Annotated in this window: 15 protein-coding genes; 7 read left to right on the forward strand and 8 right to left on the reverse strand. The window is 66.4% G+C overall.

What is annotated here, in order from left to right:
- Positions 1–15 precede the first annotated feature (15 nt).
- A complete protein-coding gene (locus B841_RS07395) occupies positions 16–1,218 on the reverse strand; it encodes a phosphotransferase family protein (protein WP_020934868.1) in 1,203 nt (400 codons plus the stop codon).
- 120 nt (positions 1,219–1,338) lie between these two features.
- The gene (gene aspS, locus B841_RS07400; RefSeq protein ID WP_020934869.1) at positions 1,339–3,138 is read right to left on the reverse strand and encodes an aspartate--tRNA ligase; all 1,800 of its coding nucleotides are present in this window, start codon (positions 3,136–3,138) and stop codon (positions 1,339–1,341) included.
- Positions 3,139–3,276: 138 nt separating this feature from the next.
- On the opposite strand from aspS, the gene ypfJ reads away from it, so the two are divergent.
- Complete coding sequence (gene ypfJ / locus B841_RS07405; protein WP_084482001.1) at positions 3,277–4,173, forward strand: KPN_02809 family neutral zinc metallopeptidase; 897 nt, start codon at positions 3,277–3,279, stop codon at positions 4,171–4,173.
- A 31-nt stretch (positions 4,174–4,204) separates the two neighbouring features.
- Here ypfJ and B841_RS07410 read toward each other — a convergent pair whose 3' ends face one another.
- On the reverse strand, positions 4,205–6,934 hold the full coding sequence (locus tag B841_RS07410; RefSeq protein WP_020934871.1) for an SNF2-related protein: 2,730 nt from the start codon (positions 6,932–6,934) through the stop codon (positions 4,205–4,207).
- 62 nt (positions 6,935–6,996) lie between these two features.
- On the opposite strand from B841_RS07410, the gene B841_RS07415 reads away from it, so the two are divergent.
- The 3 genes from B841_RS07415 to B841_RS07425 all read left to right on the forward strand — a co-directional run bounded on the left by B841_RS07415 (position 6,997) and on the right by B841_RS07425 (position 9,727).
- On the forward strand, positions 6,997–7,731 hold the full coding sequence (locus B841_RS07415) for a CBS domain-containing protein (protein WP_020934872.1): 735 nt from the start codon (positions 6,997–6,999) through the stop codon (positions 7,729–7,731).
- Between the two features lie 106 nt (positions 7,732–7,837).
- Positions 7,838–8,971 carry an LLM class flavin-dependent oxidoreductase gene (locus B841_RS07420; protein ID WP_020934873.1) on the forward strand — a complete coding sequence of 378 codons (1,134 nt, stop codon included), beginning with the start codon at positions 7,838–7,840 and terminating at the stop codon, positions 8,969–8,971.
- A gap of 72 nt (positions 8,972–9,043) precedes the next feature.
- On the forward strand, positions 9,044–9,727 hold the full coding sequence (locus B841_RS07425) for an FMN reductase (RefSeq protein ID WP_041631819.1): 684 nt from the start codon (positions 9,044–9,046) through the stop codon (positions 9,725–9,727).
- Positions 9,728–9,808: 81 nt separating this feature from the next.
- Here B841_RS07425 and hisS read toward each other — a convergent pair whose 3' ends face one another.
- The 3 genes from hisS to tpx all read right to left on the reverse strand — a co-directional run bounded on the left by hisS (position 9,809) and on the right by tpx (position 12,359).
- The gene (hisS, locus tag B841_RS07430) at positions 9,809–11,092 is read right to left on the reverse strand and encodes a histidine--tRNA ligase (protein WP_020934875.1); all 1,284 of its coding nucleotides are present in this window, start codon (positions 11,090–11,092) and stop codon (positions 9,809–9,811) included.
- 37 nt (positions 11,093–11,129) lie between these two features.
- A complete protein-coding gene (locus B841_RS07435; protein ID WP_020934876.1) occupies positions 11,130–11,771 on the reverse strand; it encodes an MBL fold metallo-hydrolase in 642 nt (213 codons plus the stop codon).
- A 90-nt stretch (positions 11,772–11,861) separates the two neighbouring features.
- A complete protein-coding gene (gene tpx, locus B841_RS07440) occupies positions 11,862–12,359 on the reverse strand; it encodes a thiol peroxidase (protein ID WP_020934877.1) in 498 nt (165 codons plus the stop codon).
- Between the two features lie 153 nt (positions 12,360–12,512).
- Here tpx and B841_RS07445 point away from each other — a divergent pair, with 153 nt between their 5' ends.
- From B841_RS07445 to B841_RS07455, 3 genes are all read left to right on the forward strand, one after another.
- The gene (locus B841_RS07445; protein ID WP_020934878.1) at positions 12,513–13,361 is read left to right on the forward strand and encodes a peptidylprolyl isomerase; all 849 of its coding nucleotides are present in this window, start codon (positions 12,513–12,515) and stop codon (positions 13,359–13,361) included.
- Between the two features lie 123 nt (positions 13,362–13,484).
- Positions 13,485–13,814 carry a hypothetical protein gene (locus tag B841_RS07450; protein WP_020934879.1) on the forward strand — a complete coding sequence of 110 codons (330 nt, stop codon included), beginning with the start codon at positions 13,485–13,487 and terminating at the stop codon, positions 13,812–13,814.
- Between the two features lie 208 nt (positions 13,815–14,022).
- Positions 14,023–14,370, forward strand: a complete 348-nt coding sequence (locus B841_RS07455) for a hypothetical protein (protein WP_020934880.1) — start codon at positions 14,023–14,025, stop codon at positions 14,368–14,370.
- 234 nt (positions 14,371–14,604) lie between these two features.
- On the opposite strand, the gene B841_RS07460 is transcribed toward B841_RS07455, so the two are convergent.
- Positions 14,605–16,629, reverse strand: coding sequence for a bifunctional metallophosphatase/5'-nucleotidase (locus B841_RS07460; RefSeq protein ID WP_020934881.1), 2,025 nt, complete (start codon positions 16,627–16,629; stop codon positions 14,605–14,607).
- 245 nt (positions 16,630–16,874) lie between these two features.
- On the reverse strand, positions 16,875–19,157 hold the full coding sequence (locus B841_RS07465; protein ID WP_020934882.1) for a RelA/SpoT family protein: 2,283 nt from the start codon (positions 19,155–19,157) through the stop codon (positions 16,875–16,877).
- Positions 19,158–19,184: the final 27 nt, after the last annotated feature.

The following is a 19,184-nucleotide window of genomic DNA, read 5'->3' on the forward strand; positions in this document are numbered from 1 at the left end:
GTCGGGGTGCCTCTCCTAGGTGATTCTCGGGGTGCGGACCCGCTCCGCCACGTCAGTGGCCCACACGGCGACGACCTCGTCCTTCGGGTCCTTGCTCGCGCGGGTGAAACGAGCCAACGCCTCAAAAGTCTCGTAGAGGTCGCGGCGGGCCAGCAACTCGTCGACCTCGAAGGGCCCCACGTCCGCCGGGCGCAGCAGGGCGTCCACCCCGGTCGGCAGCACATCATCACCGGAGGCGTGTTCCCCGGCCGCACCAAGGGTGCCGTACTGCATCATGGCCACCGACGCGCTCGCCCACCCCACGAGAGCGGCCAGGATGCGGGCGTGCAGCAAGTCCTCGTTCTTCGCGTTCGGCCACGTCTCCCCCACCTCTGCGACCCAGGCCTCGACGAATGCCGCGGCCTCGTCATCGCTGATCGGATGGGTCGACAGGTACTGCGGGAAGCCGGCGATGACGCAGGCCAGATCGAAGGAGACGTCATGGAAATTCGCCCACTCGTAGTCGAGGAACTGGGTGCGGTCGGCGACGATGATGTTGTCCGGCGACAGGTCGAAAGGGGTGAAGGCGCGGGACCCTCCGCCGGTGAGGCGGTGTTCCGCCTGGACGGAGAATTCGCGCACCAACTCCGGGGTGGCGAGGCCGGCGTGCTCCAGGGTCTTCAAGCCGGTCTCGATGGCCCGGGCGAAGAGCTGTTCGCGTTCCGTGTGCAGGTTCGCGGCGTCCGGGTGCTTGCGCAGAATACGCGAGATGAGCGTGTAAAAGGCGTCCTGTTTGTCTGCCGTGCCGGCATGCATGCGGCCCAGCGACGCCCCCAGGTTGCGCAGGATCTGGACCCGTTCCTCCTGGTTTTCCCGTTCCAGCAGGTGCGCGAACGTGTCGCCGTCGCCGGAGTCGGAGAGCACGATGATGCGCCGGTCCACGTCGTGGGCCAACAGCACCGGCCCCGGCCGGATCTCCTCCGACAGGGCGTTGGTGAACTGGTACGCCGCAATCTCGCGCAGCAGCGCCACGTCATCGAGCGGATCGCCGGTTTCCGGGATGAACTTCAGCACCACGGAGCGGTACTGAAAGAACGGAGAGGGCGCCGATTTCGCGCGCAGGACCACAGCGGATCCCGATCCGGACAACGGCTCGATCTCGGACAGGTGCTGGGGGTCACCGAAACGGTCGGACAGCAGATCCTGGGCGATGTCGACGATTTCTTGGTCGCTGGGCACTCTCATTCTCCTTGGCGGCGGGCAGGTCACGCCACCGGGTTGGCGGCGCGCACACTGGCGGAGTCGGCCAGTGCGCGCACCGTTGTCCCGGGCCACAAGAGGTGGCCCGGGGAAGACCGGTTACTTCACCGGCTCCTTCGCATCCTTCTTCGGCTTGGCGTCCAGGCCGGCCTCGCGGCGCTGCTGCGCCGTGATCGGGGCCGGAGCGTCGGTCAACGGGTCCACGCCGCCGCCCGACTTCGGGAAGGCGATGACGTCGCGGATGGAATCGAAGCCGCCGAGCAGGGACACGATGCGGTCCCAGCCGAAGGCGATGCCGCCGTGCGGCGGAGCGCCGTAGTTCATGGCGTCGAGCAGGAAGCCGAACTTCTCCTGGGCTTCCTCCTCACCGATCCCCATGACGGAGAACACCCGCTCCTGCACGTCGCGGCGGTGGTTACGGATGGAACCGCCGCCGATCTCATTGCCGTTGCAGACGATGTCGTAGGCATACGCCAGGGCCTCGCCCGGGTTCTCGTCGAAGCTGTCCAGGTATTCCGGCTTGGGAGAGGTGAACGCGTGGTGCACCGCGGTCCAGGCGGAGCTGCCCAGCGCCACGTCGCCGGAGGCGGTGGCGTCCGCGGCGGACTCGAACATCGGGGCGTCGACGACCCACACGAAAGCCCAGTCGCCGTCCTTGATCAGACCGAGCTTCTCGGCGATTTCGCCGCGGGCGGCGCCGAGCAGGGCGCGGGAGGACTTGGTCTCGCCGGCGGCGAAGAAGATGCAGTCGCCCGGCTTGGCGCCGACGTGCTCGGCGATCCCGGCGCGCTCAGCGTCGGTGATGTTCTTGGCCACCGGGCCAGACAGCTCGCCGTCCTCGCCGACCAGGATGTAGGCCAGTCCCTTGGCGCCGCGCTGCTTCGCCCATTCCTGCCAGGCGTCGAGCTGGCGACGCGGCTGGGAGGCCCCGCCGTCCATGACGACGGCGCCGACGTACTCGTTCTTGAACACGCGGAAGGTGGTGTCGGCGAAAAAGTCCGTGCATTCGACGATCTCGATGTCGAAGCGCAGGTCCGGCTTGTCGGAACCGTAGCGGCGCATGGCCTCGGCGTAGGTGATGCGTGGGATCGGGGTGGTGACCTCGTGGCCGATCAGCTTCCACAGCTCAGCGATGATCTCCTCGCCCAGGGCGATGACGTCTTCCTGGTCCACGAAGCTCATCTCGACGTCGAGCTGGGTGAACTCCGGCTGGCGGTCGGCACGGAAGTCTTCGTCGCGGTAGCAGCGGGCGATCTGGTAGTAGCGCTCCATGCCGCCGACCATGAGCAGCTGCTTGAACAGCTGCGGGGACTGCGGCAGGGCGTAGAAGCTGCCCGGCTTCAGGCGCGCCGGGACGAGGAAGTCGCGGGCGCCCTCGGGGGTGGAGCGGGTCAGCGTCGGGGTTTCGATCTCGAGGAAGTCGTGGTTGTCGAGGACCGTGCGGGCGGCCTTGTTGACCTGGGAGCGCAGGCGGATGGCCTCGGCCTGGCGCTGGCGGCGCAGGTCCAGGTAGCGGTGCTTCAGGCGGGTCTCTTCGCCGACCTCGGAGGAGCCGGAGGCGTCTTCGATCTGGAAGGGCAGGGCCTCGGATTCGCTGAGCACGATCAGCTCGGAAACGTTGACCTCGATGTCGCCGGAGGCGAGGTTCGGGTTTTCGGAGCCCTCCGGACGCGGCTCGACCACGCCGGTGATCTGGACGCAGTATTCGCTGCGCAGGTCATGGGCGGCTTCGGCGACGGCGGATTCGCGGAAGACCACCTGGGCGTAGCCCGAGCGGTCGCGGAGATCGATGAAGATCACGCCTCCGTGATCGCGGCGGCGAGCCACCCAACCGGTCAGGGTGACGGATTCTCCGGCTAGTTCTTTGCGGAGATCTCCGGCTAGATGAGTACGCAGCACGGTGTTTCCACGTCCTTCCAAGTGTCGTTCGTTCGGCTTGAGTCGGCACAAAGTCTACCTGCCCATTGTTGACCCGGAAGTCGTGGCCCCACCGAGTGTCCCTGTGGAGCGGGCGAAAGCTATGGCATATTTAGGCCTATGACCTTCAGAAGTGACGCGAGTTACGATTCGAACCGGGCACGCTCCGGCGGGGGCAGGGGCCGGGGCACGGCCATCGGCGTGGGCGGCGGCCTCGGTGGCCTCGTGCTCGTGGGGTTGTTTCTTCTGCTCGGAGGAAACCCGGCGCAGCTGGGCAACCTGCTGGGCACGGGACAGGGACAGCAGGAGCAACTGCCGCTCGGGGACAGCGACACGCTGGCGCACTGCCAGACCATTGAAGACGCGAACACCTACACCGACTGTCGCATCGAGGCCACGGCCACGTCGCTGGATCAGGTGTGGGTCGACGTCCTGCCCGCCCAGGCCGGGTTGGAGTACTCGGTGCCGGGCATCGAGATTTTCCAGGGGCAGACCACCACCGGGTGCGGCGCGGCCTCAGCCGCGACCGGCCCCTTCTACTGCCCCGCCGATGAGTCCGCCTACCTCGACGTCAGTTTCTTCGACCAGATGGAGCAGTTCGGCGCCGAAAACGCCCCGCTGGCGCAGATGTACATCGTCGCGCATGAATTCGGCCATCACATCCAGAATCTGGAGGGCACTCTCGGCCTGAGCAACTACAACGATCCGGGGCCGACGTCGGCGGCGGTGGCGTTGGAGTTGCAGGCGGACTGTTACGGCGGCGTCTGGGCGCACTATGCGGACGAGGGCGAGGACGCGATGCTGGAGCCGATCACGCAAGAGCAGCTGGCCAGCGCGATTGAGACGGCCCGGGCCGTCGGCGACGACAACATTCAGCAGCGTTCCGGCGGTGAGGTCAACCCGGACCAGTGGACGCACGGGTCGTCCCAGCAGCGCCAGGACGCGTTCATGGCCGGCTACGAGACCGGGCAGATGGGCTCCTGCGACACCCTCGACCGGGGCGTGTACACCAGTTAGTCCGGTGGCAGGCCACGGTCCCGGCGCGACCTCACTGCTCTGGGGCGTGTCCCAATCGTTGCCGCTCTGCGGCGATGATCTGGGCCGCGAGGTCCGCTTCGGTGACGTCGACGGCGTCGTGCACCTCGGCCGCATCGGAGCGGCGGGCGTAGGCGTCGAAGATCTGCGTCTTACGTCCGACCGCGGCCAGAAGCTTTTCCTCGGCGGTGTCTTCGGCGATCAACCGGTGCACCATCACCGTGGAGGTCTGTCCCATGCGGTGCACGCGCGCGACGGCCTGTGCCTCAGTTGAGGGCTTGACCTGTGGTTCCGCCAGGATAACGACGCTGGCGGACTGGATGTTCAAACCGGTGCCGCCGGCGTTGATCTGGGCGAGCAGCACCGCCCCGGGCTCAGCCGCGGCGAGCTTGTCGACGAGCTCTTGGCGCCCCGTCGGCGACACCGACCCGGTCAGCGTTCCCACGACGCGCCCGCCGAGGGAGTGCGTCAGGCGCTCGAGGACGTCGAGGAAGAAAGAGAACACGAGGACTTTCCGGCCGGCCTCGTGGGCTTCGTCCACGATCTCGTGGATGCGGCCCAGCTTGGCGGGCGCCGCGTCCGGGGTGGTCATGGGGGCGCGCCGCACGGCCATCCAGTTGCCTCCCGCCACGGCCGCCGCGTAGTGGGCCTGGTCTGCTTCGTGCAGGTCGATCCAGTCTATGCCCTCGGTTTTCTCCGGCAGCTCATCCAGCACGTCGGCCTGGTTGCGGCGCAGATACGCCGGGGCGATGTGGGCCCGGAAATCGGCGGCGTTCATTGTCTCCATGCCGGCGCTGAGCAGGTCGGGGGCGACGTAGCCCACCAGCGTGGCGAACTCCTCCACCCGGTTTTCCAGCGGGGTGCCGCTGAGCAGCATGGCGTGGTCGGCGGCGTCGATGAGGGCGCGCACCGCCACGGAGCGTTGTGCCTGCGGGTTTTTCACCTGGTGCGCCTCATCGACGACCACGAATTCCGGCTCCCCCAGGTCCATGGTGCGGGCGCCGTCGTAGGTGACCACGCAGATGCCGCCGGTGCCCCGCCAGGCGCCGACGGCGTCTTCTTTGCCGTCGCCGTGGGCGCGGTAGATCGGCATGCCCCGGGTGAAGGACCTGGCTTCCCGGATCCAGTTGACCACCACGGCCGCCGGACATACCACGAGAATGCGGGTGAGCTCACTCGCGCGGGCTGCCGCGACATGGCTGGCGGCGGCCAAGGCCTGCACCGTCTTGCCCAGGCCCATCTCATCGCCGAGGATCACTTTCTTGCGCACCACCGCGAAACGCGCGCCGAAAGACTGGTAACCGCGCAGGTGCAGTTCCTCGTCCAGATGGGTGCGGTCGAGCTGCAGCGCGCGGACCGCCTCCAGGGTCGGGGCGTCGAGGTCCTCGCCGCCTTCGACCTCGCGTTGCAGCAGCGTGACCAGCAGCCCCTGGTAATGGGCGGGGCGGGCGAGGTAGTCCGCCCACGGGTCGGCGACCACCTCCCGCAGCCGCACCGGCTCCATCAGCCGCGGGTGTGCCTGCGCCCAGGCCAGATCGTCGGTGAAACGGCGCCATAGGCCGTTGGTGGTCTGCGAGCCGGTGATCGCCGCGGCCCACCACCCTCCCTCCACGCCCGCGGGCATCACGCCGGCGTATTCCAGCACCCGGTCGCGGCGGGCACGCTCCACGTCGTCGAAACGGTCCCCGGCGTCGAACCGGGCGAGCGCCTCCACCAGCTGTCCGGCCGTGGCGCTCCAGCGCTCGCCGATGCTCGTGCTGTGTGTGGCCGCCGCTTCACGATGCATCGTCCTGGCCGCGGCCTTGATCCGGGCGGCGGTGCGCTCCCCGATGCCCGGCACCTGCCGCAACAGCGCCTCCGGGGCGTCGAGCACGTCGGCGACGCTGGTCACGCCGACGGCGTCCAACCCGTCGGTGCGTACTCTCTCGGCGGTGGCCGCCCGCAACGCCTCCACAGGCAACTTGCCCAGAAAATCCCGGGTGTGCTCGGCGGTCAGGTCATCGAGCAGCTCTTCCGCACGCTTGCTCAGAGCGGGCTCGGAGTTCGGGTCAGCAAGCAGACGCCGGCCCCGCGCGGTCACCGCCACCAAGTCATCGGCACGGAACGGAACGAGCGCCAGTTCCCGCCCTTCACCGGCGTGTTTTCCCAGGGTGTCACGCAACACGGTGCGCGCCTGATCCATGAGGCGCTCCGGCGTGCCGTGCGCGCCGGGAAAAAGATGCACGCCGCGCCGCTGTGTATGCACTGCCTGGTCCAGATCGTCCAACAGCTTGCCCACCTGCGCGGGCAGACGGCGGCGTTCTAGGTCCTCGAGGAGCCCGCTGAGCCGGTGGGCGGCCTCCCGGGCCCGGGTGGTGCGGGCGGCGGCGAAGAGCCGCCGCAGGAATCCGGGGGCGGCGTGGCGGGCGTCGGCAAGCAGATCCGGCACCGGTGCGGCCGCTTCCACCAGCTGGGCCAGCACATCGGCCAGGTCGGGGCGGCGCTGCGCGGCCGCCAGCTCGTACATGGACTCCGGCCAGTCGACCCGCCACGGCGGAACGAGGTAGATGAGGTCCGCGGACTCATCGTCGTCGAAGTGGTAGGCCCCGAGGTTCCCGGTGGCCAGGCCCCGTTGCGAGACGCTGCTCAGGTGCCGGATGCGCTCTCGGGCCCGCCGCGCGGTCGCCACGACGGATTCGGCTCGCCACGTCAGCGTGCGCAGTTGCTCCTCGGTGATCTCCGGGGCGGGGAAGGAACCGGTCATGGCGGTCGATTCTGCCAGAGCCCACTCAGCGGAGCAGGCTGTCCCTCATTACAGTCGGGGCCATGAGTTCCGCCCCGCCCAACCGGGCCGTTCCGTTTCTGGCCGCCTTCAATGACATCGAGGCGCATCTTCGCGACATGCTGGACGCCAAGCGCAGCGATTCTTTTCGGTGGATGGTCGGCCAGGCCAGGCGCCGGAGTGTGATCAACGAGGCTTTCGCCGACGAGTTGCAGGAATTTGCGCAGCTGCGCAACGCGATCAGCCACGGCCCTTATCGGGACTATCGGCCGATCGCGGAACCGTTGCCGGAGACGGTGGCGGCGATCGAGTTCATCCGCGATGCGCTGCATGATCCGCCGACGGCCATGTCCGTGCTCGGCGATCAACAGGTCGTGACCGTCTCCCCCGGCGATGACATTCGCGTCGCGCTGCAGATTCTGCGGACCACCACGATCTCCCAGTTTCCGGTGTATGACACCGGCCGCTGCGTCGATTTGCTGACCACGAACACGATCGCCCGGTGGGTGGCGGCGGACTTGGACGACAACGACCATTTGGACGGGCGCACGGTGCGCGACGTGTTGGATTACGCGGAGTCCTCGGATTACGCGGTCTTTTTGCCCCGCGACGTGTTGGCCCAGGAGGCGTTGGAGGCGTTGACCACTCCGCCGAAGGGGAAGCCGTTGCCGCGGGCGGCGATCATCACGGAGGTCGGTCGCGCCGATCATCGGCCGGTGCGGGTCATCGGCGGGTCAGACATCGCAGCGCTGGTCGAGGCGGTCAGCCCGCTCAGGTGAAACGCGCGCAGGCACAACCACCCCTTTGTTGACACGTCATAAAGTTGGTGGTTGAGTAGCACCCATAAAGTTAAACGGCCCCCCTAAAGCACAAGGACATCCCACCATGCAGTTCGGCATCTTCACCATCGGTGACGTCACCACCGACCCCACCACCGGCACCACCCCCACCGAACATGAGCGCATCAACGCGATGACCCAGATCGCGCTCAAGGCCGAGGAGGTCGGCTTAGACGTCTTCGCCACCGGCGAGCACCACAACCCGCCCTTCGTCCCCTCCTCGCCCACCACCCACCTGGGCTACATCGCGGCCAAGACCGAAAAGCTCCAGCTGTCGACCGCCACCACACTGATCACCACCAACGACCCGGTGAAGATCGCCGAGGACTACGCCTTCCTGCAGCACCTGTCCGGCGGGCGGGTCGACCTGATGATGGGCCGCGGCAACACCGGCCCGGTCTACCCGTGGTTCGGCAAGGACATCCGTCAGGGCATCCCCCTGGCCATCGAGAACTACCACCTGCTGCGCCGACTGTGGCGCGAGCAGACCGTCAACTGGGAAGGGAAATTCCGCACCCCGCTGCAGGGCTACACCTCCACCCCCGCCCCGCTCGACGGCGTCCCGCCGTTCGTCTGGCACGGTTCCATCCGCTCCGTCGAAATCGCGGAGCAGGCCGCCTACTACGGCGACGGGTTTTTCCACAACAACATCTTCTGGAACAAAGAACACATCACCCGCATGGTCTCGCTGTACCGCCGTCGCTACGAGGCCTACGGCCACGGCCGCGCCGACCAGGCCATCGTGGGCCTCGGCGGCCAGGTCTACATCGCCGACACCGAGGAGCAGGCCAAGCGGGAGTTCCGCCCCTACTTCGACAACGCCCCCGTCTACGGCCACGGCCCGACGCTGGAGGAGTTCACCGAGATGACGCCGCTGACCGTCGGCACCGTCGAGCAGGTCATCGAGCGCACCATGGAGTTCGCCGACTGGGTCGGCGACTACCAGCGACAGCTCTTCCTCATGGACCACGCCGGCCTGCCGCTGGAGACCGTCCTGAACCAAATCGAGATCCTGGGCACCCAAGTCGTGCCGGAACTGCGCAAGCGCATGGCGGCCCGCCGGCCGGAGCACGTCCCCTCCGGCCCGCCGACCCACGCCTCCCTCAGCGCCGACCGCAACCACCCGCACTTCCGGATCACCCCGGGCGCCGACGGCATTCAGGACAGCTACACGATTTAGTCCGACCACTCCGTATGATAGCGTTGGACAGAGCAGTCTAGATTGAACTTTCAAGTAGGTACAGGGGAAGAAATGCGCACACTCATGGTCGTCACGGCCGGCCTCTCCAATCCGTCGAGCACCCGCCAGGTCGCCGACCGCATCTCGGACGCCGTCACCACCGCCGTGACCGCCCGGGGCGAAGCATTGGAGGTCAAGGTCGTCGAACTGCGCGAGATCATCAACGACCTCGCCCAGGTCATGTCGACCGGAATGTCCACGCAGCGCCTCGACGAGATCAAGCGGGACCTGTCGGCCGCCGACGGACTCATCGCCGTCACCCCCGTGTTCAAGGCCAGCTACTCCGGGCTGTTCAAAATGTTCTTCGACGTCTTGGACCAGGACGCCCTCAACGGCATGCCCACGATCATCGCCGCCACCGCCGGCAGCGCCCGCCACTCCCTCGTCCTGGAGTTCGCCGTGCGCCCGCTGCTGGTCTACCTGCGCTCCCGCGTCGCCCCCACCAGCCTTTTTGCCGCCACCGAGGACTTCGGCAGCTCCGAAGGCGCCGCCTTCGAACGCCGCATCCACCGCGCGGCCGGAGAGCTCGCCGACATGATGGTCGACTCCGCCAGCGCCGTCGGCGGCCTCGGCGGCGTCACCGCTGAGGGACAGGGCACCGAGCGACGTCGCAAGACCGGCGTGCTCGAAGCCGACGATGAGATCACCCCGTTCGCGGAGATGCTCAAGGGGCTCGACGGCACTCCCAGCAAGTAGCCCGCTTCCCTGCCCGCATAACGATAACGATCGCCCACCCCGCATGCGCGGAGTGGGCGATCGTCTTTGCCCCCAAGGGGCCTACTCGGACAGGGCCGCCTGAATGGCGGTGACCACGTCAGTCAGCGCCACCGGCTGCTGCGACTGATCCGCCATGTCCTTCACGGACACGGTGCCGGACTCCAGCTCGGACTCGCCGAGCACCAGCGCCAGGCGGGCGCCCGCGCGGCTGGCGCCTTTCATCGCGCCCTTGAGCCCGCGGTCGCCGTAGGCCATGTCCGCGGTGACCCCGGCGGTGCGCAGCTCGTCGATGAGCAGCGCCATGCGACGCTTGGCGTCCGCCCCCAACGCGACGCCGTAGACCTCGACGCGACGCTCCGCCGCGGCGAGGGAAATGCCTTCCGCCTCCAGGGCGAGGACGGTGCGGTCGACACCCAGGCCGTAGCCGATGCCCGACAGGTCCTGGCCGCCGAGCTGCGCCATCAGACCGTCGTAACGGCCGCCGCCGCCGATGCCCGACTGTGCGCCGAGCCCGTCGTGGACGAACTCGAAGGTGGTCTTCGTGTAGTAGTCCAGGCCGCGGACCATGCGCGGGTTGAGCTCATAAGCCACGCCCATGTCGTCGAGAAGACCCAGCACCGTGTCGAAGTGCGCGCGGCAGTCGTCGCAGAGGTGATCGCGCATCAGCGGGGCGTCGGCGGTCATCTCGCGGACCTCTTCGCGCTTGTCGTCGAGGACGCGCAAGGGGTTGATTTCCGCCCGCTCGCGGGTCTCCTCGTCTAGCGGCAGGTCGAAGAGGAATTTCTGCAGTGCCTCGCGGTAGGCCGGACGGCAGTTCTCGTCGCCCAAGCTGGTCAGCTCCAGGCGGAAACCGGTCAGGCCAAGGCTGCGGTAGGAACGGTCCGCCAGCGCGATGACCTCAGCGTCCAGCGCCGGGTCGTCGACCCCGATGGCCTCAATGCCGACCTGCTGCAGCTGGCGGTAACGGCCGGCCTGCGGGCGCTCATAGCGGAAGAAGGGGCCGTAGTAGTTCAGCTTCACGGGCAGCTGACCGCGGTCCAGGTTGTGCTGGATGACCGCGCGCATGACGCCCGCGGTGCCCTCCGGGCGCAAGGTGACGGAGCGCTCCCCGCGGTCGGCGAAAGTGTACATTTCCTTGGACACCACGTCGGTGGATTCGCCGACGCCGCGGGCGAACAGGCTCGTGTCCTCGAAGATCGGCAACTCAATGTGCTGGAAGCCGGCCAGATGGGCCTGACGCACGAACTCGTCGCGCACCGCGAGGAAGGTCGCTGAAGTCGGAGGAACGTAGTCGGGCACGCCCTTGGGCGCCGACAGGGCCTGGAATTTCTGCTTGTCGCTCACGGGCGCTCATTCTACCCCGTATGTCGGGCCGACCAGGTCATTGCCCCAACGAGGTGAGGAAGGGGTTGCTGACCCGCTCTGCGCGCATGGTGGTCGTCGGGCCGTGGCCGGGCAGCAGCGCCAGCTTATCCGCCAACCCCCACACCGGCCCGCGCAACGTCGCGTCCATCGCCGCCGGGTCGGAGAACGCCAGATCCGTGCGCCCGATGGAGCCTCGGAACACCACGTCGCCGACGATCGCGAACTCCTCGGTCACCAGCAGCACTGACCCCGGCGAGTGCCCCGGAGCGTGCAGCACCTCGAAGTCGTGGCCGACGAAGGTGGCCGTCTCCCCCGCCACGAGGTCGCGCACGTCGTCGACCGGGGTCATCTTGTCCGCGTCGAACATCGCCCGGGTCTGCGGCGAACCGCCCTTACCGGCTTCCAGCATGAAGGCGTCTTCGGGGTGGATGTAGACGGGCACGTCGAAACGCCGCGCCAGGTCGCCGGCGTCGCGCGTGTGATCGAGGTGGCCGTGCGTGAGGATGATCGCCTCCAGCGTCAGGGAATTCTCGCTGAGGTGGGCGACGATCCGGTCGTGGGTGTGCATGCCGGGGTCGACGACGGCCACCGTGCCGTCGTTCTCCAGCAGGTAGGTGTTTGTTTTATAAGGGCCGGCGGCAAATCCCGAGAGCTTCATGGCCGGTAAGTCTAACGCCCAGCCGGCGACCGCGAAACGGCCGGCGACTGGGCGGGGCAGGCGTCCTGCGTGACGACGCCGGCGAAAGCGTTACTTCAGCGCGTCGACGGCGGCGTCGTAGTTCGGCTCCTGCGTGATTTCCTCGAGCAGCTCGGTGTAGATGACCTGGTGGTTGGCGTCGGTGACCACGACCGCGCGGGACAGCAGCCCCTTCAGCGGGGAGCCCTCGAGGGTGACGCCGAAGTCCTCGCCGAAGGAGGAACGGAAGGCGGATCCCATCGTGACGTCGCCGATGCCCTCGTCGCCCACGAAGCGGGACTGCGCGAACGGCAGGTCCTTGGACACGCCGAGCACGACGGTGTTGTCCAAATCGGCGGCGCGGTTGTTGAATTCCCGGACCGAAGCGGCGCACACGCCGGTGTCCAGGGACGGGAAAATGTTCAGCACCAGGCGCTTGCCGGCGAACTTCTCGGAGGAGAACTCCCCGAGCTCGCCGTCGGTCAGTTCAAACGGCGGCAAGTGCGTGCCGACGGCAGGCAGCTCGCCGACGGTGGTGGTGGGATCATCAGAAAATTTAACGTTAGCCATGCCCACTACCTTAGTGAGTTTCGCATCGGCCCGCCCTCTCCTCCGCTGTCTGCCGCTCCGCCCGCTAGAATTACCCGGCAGCCCCCTCTGGCGCCTGCACCGTATTTCGGCCGGCGTCAGTACCCCGATCGATCAGGTGAGGAACACATTCAGGTGAGCAGCAACAAAGAGCGCGGACAACAGGCGCTCAACAGCCTCGAAAAAGAACTGAAGGCCCGCGACCGGAAGCAGAAGCGTGGCCCCTGGATCGTCGCGGCCGCGGCCGCCGTCATCATCCTGGCCATCGCCGGCGGCATCCTGTACCTGGCGACCCAGCCCGGCGATGAAACCGTCGTGGCCGACGACGAGACCACCGCCGCCCCCACCCCGGAGCAGGAAGATTTCCAGGTGCTGTCGATGGAGCGCAATGAGGCGCTGCCGGCGACGGTGTCCTGCACCTACGAGGAGACCGGCGAAGACACCAACGGCGCGACCCTCCCGCCGACCGAGGATATTTCCGCGGAGGGCACCGTCACGGTGAACCTGACCACCAACCAGGGCGAGATCGGCATGGAACTCGACCGCACCGTCGCCCCGTGCACCGTCAACGCAGTGGAGCACCTCGCGGACGAAGGCTTCTACGACGACACCGTCTGCCACCGCCTGACCACCTCCGGCCTGCATGTCCTGCAGTGCGGCGACCCGACCGGCACCGGCGCCGGCGGCCCGGGCTTTGAGTTCCCGAACGAATACCCGACCGATGAGGCCGAGGACACCAGCAGCCCGGTCGTCTACCCGCGTGGTTCCATCGCCATGGCCAACGCCGGCCCGGACACCAACGGCTCCCAGTTCTTCCTCAACTACGACGATTCCCCGCTACAGCCGAACTACACCTACTTCGGCCAGATCTCCGAGGAGGGTCTGGCGACGCTGGACGCCATCGCAGAGACCGGCGTGCAGGGCGGCATGGGCGACGGCGCCCCGGCGGAGGAAGTGCGTATCGAATCCGCCGACGTCGCTTAACGCCTGAGCAGCGAGCTGGCCTTATCTTATATTTTCCTGAGTTTTCCTTGATTACTGCTTAGTAAGGAAGTAAAGTCCAGCTCGTTGTCTTTGTCCCCCTATATTTCCACGGTTAGGAACCCCATGACCCTGCGCAAGAGCCTCGTCGCCGCCGCCACCGCCCTCACTGTCTCCGCCGCCGGTGTCGGCGTCGCCTCCGCTGCGGAGCCGGCCACCGACACCAACCAGTCCAGCCAGTTCATCCTGGCCGCCGACGGTAACGACGATAAGGGCAGCAGCTCCTCTTCCCTGGGCAGCAGCAACGACGATAAGAAAGAGGAAGGCGGAGAGGTCACTGACGGTGGCTCCTCCGACATCGACGTTGAGGATGTTACGGGTTGGCTCGGCGTGTTCACCGCCATCATCGGTGCTGCTTCCGCTCTGGCTGGCTTCATCAGCAAGTTCATGGCCTAATCTGCACCAAACGTAATCATGGCGAGACTTAAGTCGCCATATAGCCCGCTGCCCTTTCGGCAGCGGGCTATATGTTTTTAGGGGGCTTTTCTCTACAGAACCCCTGGTCTCCCCACGTATGAAGCAGGATGTGGCAATGTTTGCGAAGCTGTAAAACTCGTCTACACTTCCTTGTGATCCCCTGTCTCCCTTCTGGATTGGACCCCGCATGAACATTCGCAAAGGCTTGATCGCCGCCGCCACCGTCGCCGCCGTGTCTTTCACTGGCGTCGCCGCTGTTTCCGCGCAGGAGAATACCAAGGTTGAAGATCAAGAGGTCGAGGCCACCGACAATGGCGGTGAGCCCGGCGAAGGCGAGAACGGCAACGTCGAAGACGGCCCCAGCGGTGAAGGCGAGACCGGCGGCGACGAGACCGAGAAGGAAGAGAATAAAGAGGGATCCTCCTCCTCTTCTGATGCCAACCCGACTGACATCAAGGCATGGATCGGTGTCTTCACCGCTGTGATCTCTGCGCTCTCTGCGGCCTTTGCTTTCTTCAACCGTTACTTCAAGTAAGTGACGTTTCATTCTCTGAACGCATAGAGAATTTTGCACACCCCGATTCGATCAGGCGGAAAACTGCCTCGAACCGGAGTGCCGTTGTTTTTAGCCCTCACGCTCGCTATTCTGAGGGTGCTGTAAACACTGAAGGCGTGGTTTCTGAACAGTTCAGAAACCACGCCTTCAGTGTTTAATCTATAACCAACTGTTGTGTACTGAATCATGCAGTCGGCAGAGCAGGTCACATGCTTAGCTGCTCAGACGACCGAGTGCCTCGAAAAACTGCTGCACTCCCTCCAGCAGACCACCGAAGACACCGCCGACGGTGGCCACGATAGCTAGCAGGGCGTCAATAAAACGGTTGCCGGTATCCGGCAGCCCCGGATCTTCGGGCTCTTCCGGGGTTGTGTCTGTCGCACCGACGGTGACCGGGACGGCGATCTCTGTGCCGGCGTCGGTGGTGATAGTCAGAGTGTGCTCGCCGGCGGCGTCGGCCGGAACCTCGATCTCGACGGTCGCGCGCCCCTGCTCGCCGTATCCGGCGTCAGCCTCGGTGGCAGTGTTGTCCACCTCTGCCGTGGCGGTCTGACCGAAGCCGTCCACGGTGACGGTGGTGGCGTCCGGCTCCCCCTCGGAGGAGTAGCTCAGGGAGGTCAGCTCCAGGGTGGCGGTCTCGCCCGCGGTCAGGCCCTCGAGGCCGGTCACGCCGACTTCAGCCTGGCCGGCGCGGTAGGACGGGCCGTTGTCGTTGCCGAGGTAATCGGTGAAGGCGGTGACGTCCAAGTAGCCGACGTCGGTGAACTCGGTCGGCTCGAAATACCCGTCGCCGCCCTCGAAGAGGAAGCTGGCGGTGGCCACAGTGTATTCCCCGGCCGGGTCGAGCGGCTCACCGTTGATCATGACGTTGATGATGCGCTCGCCCTGCCCTGCGGTCGGGTCATACATATAGGAGACGTTGTCGGACACACCCAGTGACAGGCGCGGGCGGCCTTCCTCCGGGCCCTTCCACTGGTTTTCAAGGGCGTCCAGAAGCGCCTGGCCGGTGACGGTGGCGTAACCGAGGTTGTTTCCGAACGGCTGGACGGTCATGGCCTCCTCGTAGGTGACGTCTCCGGCCAGCAGGTCGGCGCGGACGCCGCCGGCGTTCATGACGCCGAGGTCGATGACGTCGCTGCCCAAAAACGCATTCATCGCCCGCAGGTTGGACTCGGCCAGCATGTTGTTGGCGGTGGATTCCGTGCCGCGGTTGGAGCCGGTTTCAGCGCCCGGGTTACTTCCGCGCAGGTAGTCGTTTTCGATGCTCGCGACGACCTCAGAGCCCAAGACAGCCGCCTGTGCTTCGGCGTTCGCGACGGTCTCGGCGACCACCGGATCCACCGATAATCCTGCGACGCCCCCGGAGGTGTAGTCGTACTGGGTGATCGACTGCTCGGTGATTTCACCGGTGGCGGTGTCGTAGGTGAACTCCAGCTCGGACAGCGCCTTGCCGTATTCGTGGCTCTGTGCCAAGTCGGTGCCGTTGTTGTAGCGCAGGTGGGAATCGCCGCCGAAGGCCGCGTCCACGTCGTCGTTGAAGGCGTTGAAGGCCTGGATGTCCTCGTGCTGTAGGACGATGACCACGTCCGCCTCCCCGGCTTCCTTCAGGCGGGTGGCTTCAGTGTTGGCCGCCGCGACCGGATCGGTGAAGGTCAGCCCTTCGACGCCGGCCGGGGAGACCTTGTTCGGAGTCTGCTGAGTGACGGTGCCGATGAAGCCGACCTTCACCCCCTGCTCCTCAATGACGTGCGAGGCCGGCAGCGCCGGGGCGCCGTCCGCACCGAGGACGTTGGCGCCCAAGATCGGGTAATCGGAATCCTGCTGGATCCGGCCCTGCAGGTCGTCGAAGCCGCTGTCGAACTCGTGGTTGCCGACTGCGGAGACGTCGATGCCCATTTCATTGAGGGCTTCGAGGGTGTAGACGTCGTCCGAGATCGCGGAGACGAACGCGGATCCGCCGACGTTGTCGCCGGAGGTGGTACGGATCTGGGCCTCGTTGTCCTGACCGACGTAGTCCATCAGCGCGGCCAGACGCGCTGCGCCGAGCGGAGAATCCGCGGAACCATCCTCTGCGATGTCTTCGTCCTCGACCAGGTATCCGTGGAAGTCGGTGATGTTGGTGACGGAGAAGTCGACGGTGGTGTCTTCCTGCGCACCGGCGACGGCGGCGCCGGTGAGGACAAGGCTGGTGGTCGTGGTCGCGGCCAGCAGACGACCGAAGCGACGGAACTTATGCACGGGGAGGTACTCCTGAAACGTGGAAAAACTAATAAGGAACAGTCAACTTTTAGCTGACTTTTCCCTGCTAGGCATGGGGAGGACTCCCCTTCTCCTGTGCCTTTACCGTGGCTACGCCAAGAATTCATCTGCCGGCCAATAAAGGTATAACCAGATTCCACCTCCGTCACCTCATGGTCAGGCGGCTGTCTAGAAGTGGCGGGCGGACGTCGTCAAGCGCTCCCCGCCCCCGCAGGCGCGGCCCGTCAAGCGTTGACGCGGTAGATGTCGAAGACGCTTTCGGTGTTGCGCAACGTGGTCATCAACGTGCCCAGCTGCTTGGTGTCCGAGACCGTGATCGTGAACTTGATCATCGCGATCCGGTCATCGGAGACATGGGAATCCAACGCCACGATGGACAGGTGCTGTTCGCTGAGCACGCGCGTCAGCTCCGCCAGCAGCCCCTGCCGCTCCAGCGCCTCCACCTGCAGCGTCGCCGCGAAAGCGCCCGCAGCACTGTCCATCCCGCCCCACTCGACGCGGATCAGGCGTTCCGGCTCCTGCCGCAATTTCTCCGCGTTCGTGCAGTCGGTGCGGTGCACGGACACGCCACCGCCCCGGGTGACGAAACCGAAGATCTCGTCGCCGGGGACCGGCAGGCAACATTTGGCCATCTTCGCCATGACGTCGGGGCTTCCCTCGACGAGAATCCCCTCGCCGGCGTCCGCCACCTTCGCCCGCGTGTTGATGATCTCCGACATCGGGGTGCGCGCGGCGAGTGCGTCGACGGCGTCGTCTTCGTCGCCGAAGATCGCCATCAGCCGGTGCATGACGTTCTGGGCGGAGACATGCCCCGCGCCGATCGCCGTGTACAGCGCGTCGATGTCCGGGTAGTGCAGTTGCTTGGCCACCTGCTTCATCGAATCCGCCGTGAACAGGCGGTGCATCGGCAGCCCGCCGCGCTGCACCTCCGCCGCCAGGGCGTCGCGGCCGGCCTCCAGGTGCTCCTCGCGGCGTTCTTTGGCGAACCACTGCCGGATCTTCGCTTTCGCCCGCGGCGAGACGACGAAATCCTGCCAGTCCCGCGACGGCCCGGCGTTGGCGTCCTTGGAGGTGAAGATCTCCACCCGGTCGCCCGACTTGAGCGGGGACTCCAACGCGACCAACTTGCCGTTGACCTTGGCCCCGATGCACCGGTGCCCGACTTCCGTGTGCACCGAGTACGCGAAGTCCACCGGGGTGGAGTCCGCGGGCAGGTTCACCACGTCACCTTTCGGGGTGAACGCGAAGATCTGCTGACTCGACAGGTCGTAACGCAGCGAATCGAGGAACTCGTTCGGGTCTGCGGCTTCCTTCTGCCAGTCCAGGAGCTGACGCATCCAGGACATCTGCTCGACTTCATTCTGGTCGCCCTTGTGGGAGCCCTTCGTCTCCTTGTAGCGCCAGTGCGCCGCGACGCCGAACTCCGCGTTGTAGTGCATCTCGTGGGTGCGCACCTGCACCTCCAGGGGACGTCCGCTGCCGGCCATCACCGTGGTGTGCAACGACTGGTATACGCCGAAACGTGGGTTCGAGATGTAGTCCTTGAACCGGCCGGGCAGCGGCGAGTAGATGGAGTGGACCACGCCGATCGCGGCGTAGCAGTCCTTCACGGAGTCGACCAGCACGCGGGTGCCGACGAGGTCGAAGATCTCGTCGAAGTCGCGGCCCCGGACGATCATCTTCTGATAGATCGACCAATAGTGCTTGGGGCGCCCCTGGACCTCCGCGCTGACGCCGTTCTCCCGCAACGCCGCGGTGGTCTGGTCGATGATCTCGTGCAGCGCCCGATCCCGCGACGGCGCCCGGTCAGCGACGAGCCGGACGATCTCGTCGTATTTCTTCGGGTACAAAATGGCGAACGACAGGTCCTCGAGTTCCCACTTGATCGACGCCATGCCCAGCCGGTGCGCCAAGGGGGCGATGACCTCGAGGGTCTGCCGGGCTTTCTTCGCCTGCTTCTCGGGCGGCAAAAACCGCATGGTGCGCATGTTGTGGAGCCGGTCGGCGACCTTGATCACCAGCACCCGCGGATCGTTGGCCATGGCCACGATCATCTTGCGGATGGTCTCCGCCTCCGCCGCGGCGCCGAGGGCGACCTTGTCCAGCTTGGTCACCCCGTCCACCAACCGGGCGACCTCCGGGCCGAACTCCTCGGTCAGCTGCTCCAGGCTGTAGTCGGTGTCCTCCACCGTGTCGTGCAACAGCGCCGCCACCAGCGTGGTGGTGTCCATGCCGATCTCCGCACAGATCGCCGCCACCGCCAACGGGTGGGTGATGTAGGGGTCGCCGGACTTGCGGTAGACGCCCTGGTGCAGCTCCTCGGCGCGCTCGTAGGCGCGGGTGAGGGTGACGGCGTCGGCCTTGGGGTGGAACTGGCGGTGAATCGACAGCACCGGATCCAGCACAGGGTTCGTCCGGACTCTGCTCCCGGTCAACGACCGCGCGAGTCGCGCCGACATGCTGCGCACTCCCGGGGAGGAGCGCCTCTGAATCTTGTCCTGTGCCATGTGGTTCAGCCTAGTGGGTTCCTGGTG

Origin of the sequence: Corynebacterium maris DSM 45190 (assembly GCF_000442645.1) — a bacterium.
Classification (GTDB): domain Bacteria; phylum Actinomycetota; class Actinomycetes; order Mycobacteriales; family Mycobacteriaceae; genus Corynebacterium; species Corynebacterium maris.

Coding starts and splice junctions, on each gene's coding strand:
- B841_RS07410 (WP_020934871.1), bottom strand. CDS start 6,934: ATGACCGGTTCCTTCCCCGCCCCGGAGATCACCGAGGAGCAACTGCGC.
- B841_RS07415 (WP_020934872.1), top strand. CDS start 6,997: ATGAGTTCCGCCCCGCCCAACCGGGCCGTTCCGTTTCTGGCCGCCTTC.
- ypfJ (WP_084482001.1), top strand. CDS start 3,277: ATGACCTTCAGAAGTGACGCGAGTTACGATTCGAACCGGGCACGCTCC.
- B841_RS07455 (WP_020934880.1), top strand. CDS start 14,023: ATGAACATTCGCAAAGGCTTGATCGCCGCCGCCACCGTCGCCGCCGTG.
- B841_RS07420 (WP_020934873.1), top strand. CDS start 7,838: ATGCAGTTCGGCATCTTCACCATCGGTGACGTCACCACCGACCCCACC.
- B841_RS07465 (WP_020934882.1), bottom strand. CDS start 19,157: ATGGCACAGGACAAGATTCAGAGGCGCTCCTCCCCGGGAGTGCGCAGC.
- B841_RS07425 (WP_041631819.1), top strand. CDS start 9,044: ATGCGCACACTCATGGTCGTCACGGCCGGCCTCTCCAATCCGTCGAGC.
- B841_RS07450 (WP_020934879.1), top strand. CDS start 13,485: ATGACCCTGCGCAAGAGCCTCGTCGCCGCCGCCACCGCCCTCACTGTC.
- B841_RS07435 (WP_020934876.1), bottom strand. CDS start 11,771: ATGAAGCTCTCGGGATTTGCCGCCGGCCCTTATAAAACAAACACCTAC.
- tpx (WP_020934877.1), bottom strand. CDS start 12,359: ATGGCTAACGTTAAATTTTCTGATGATCCCACCACCACCGTCGGCGAG.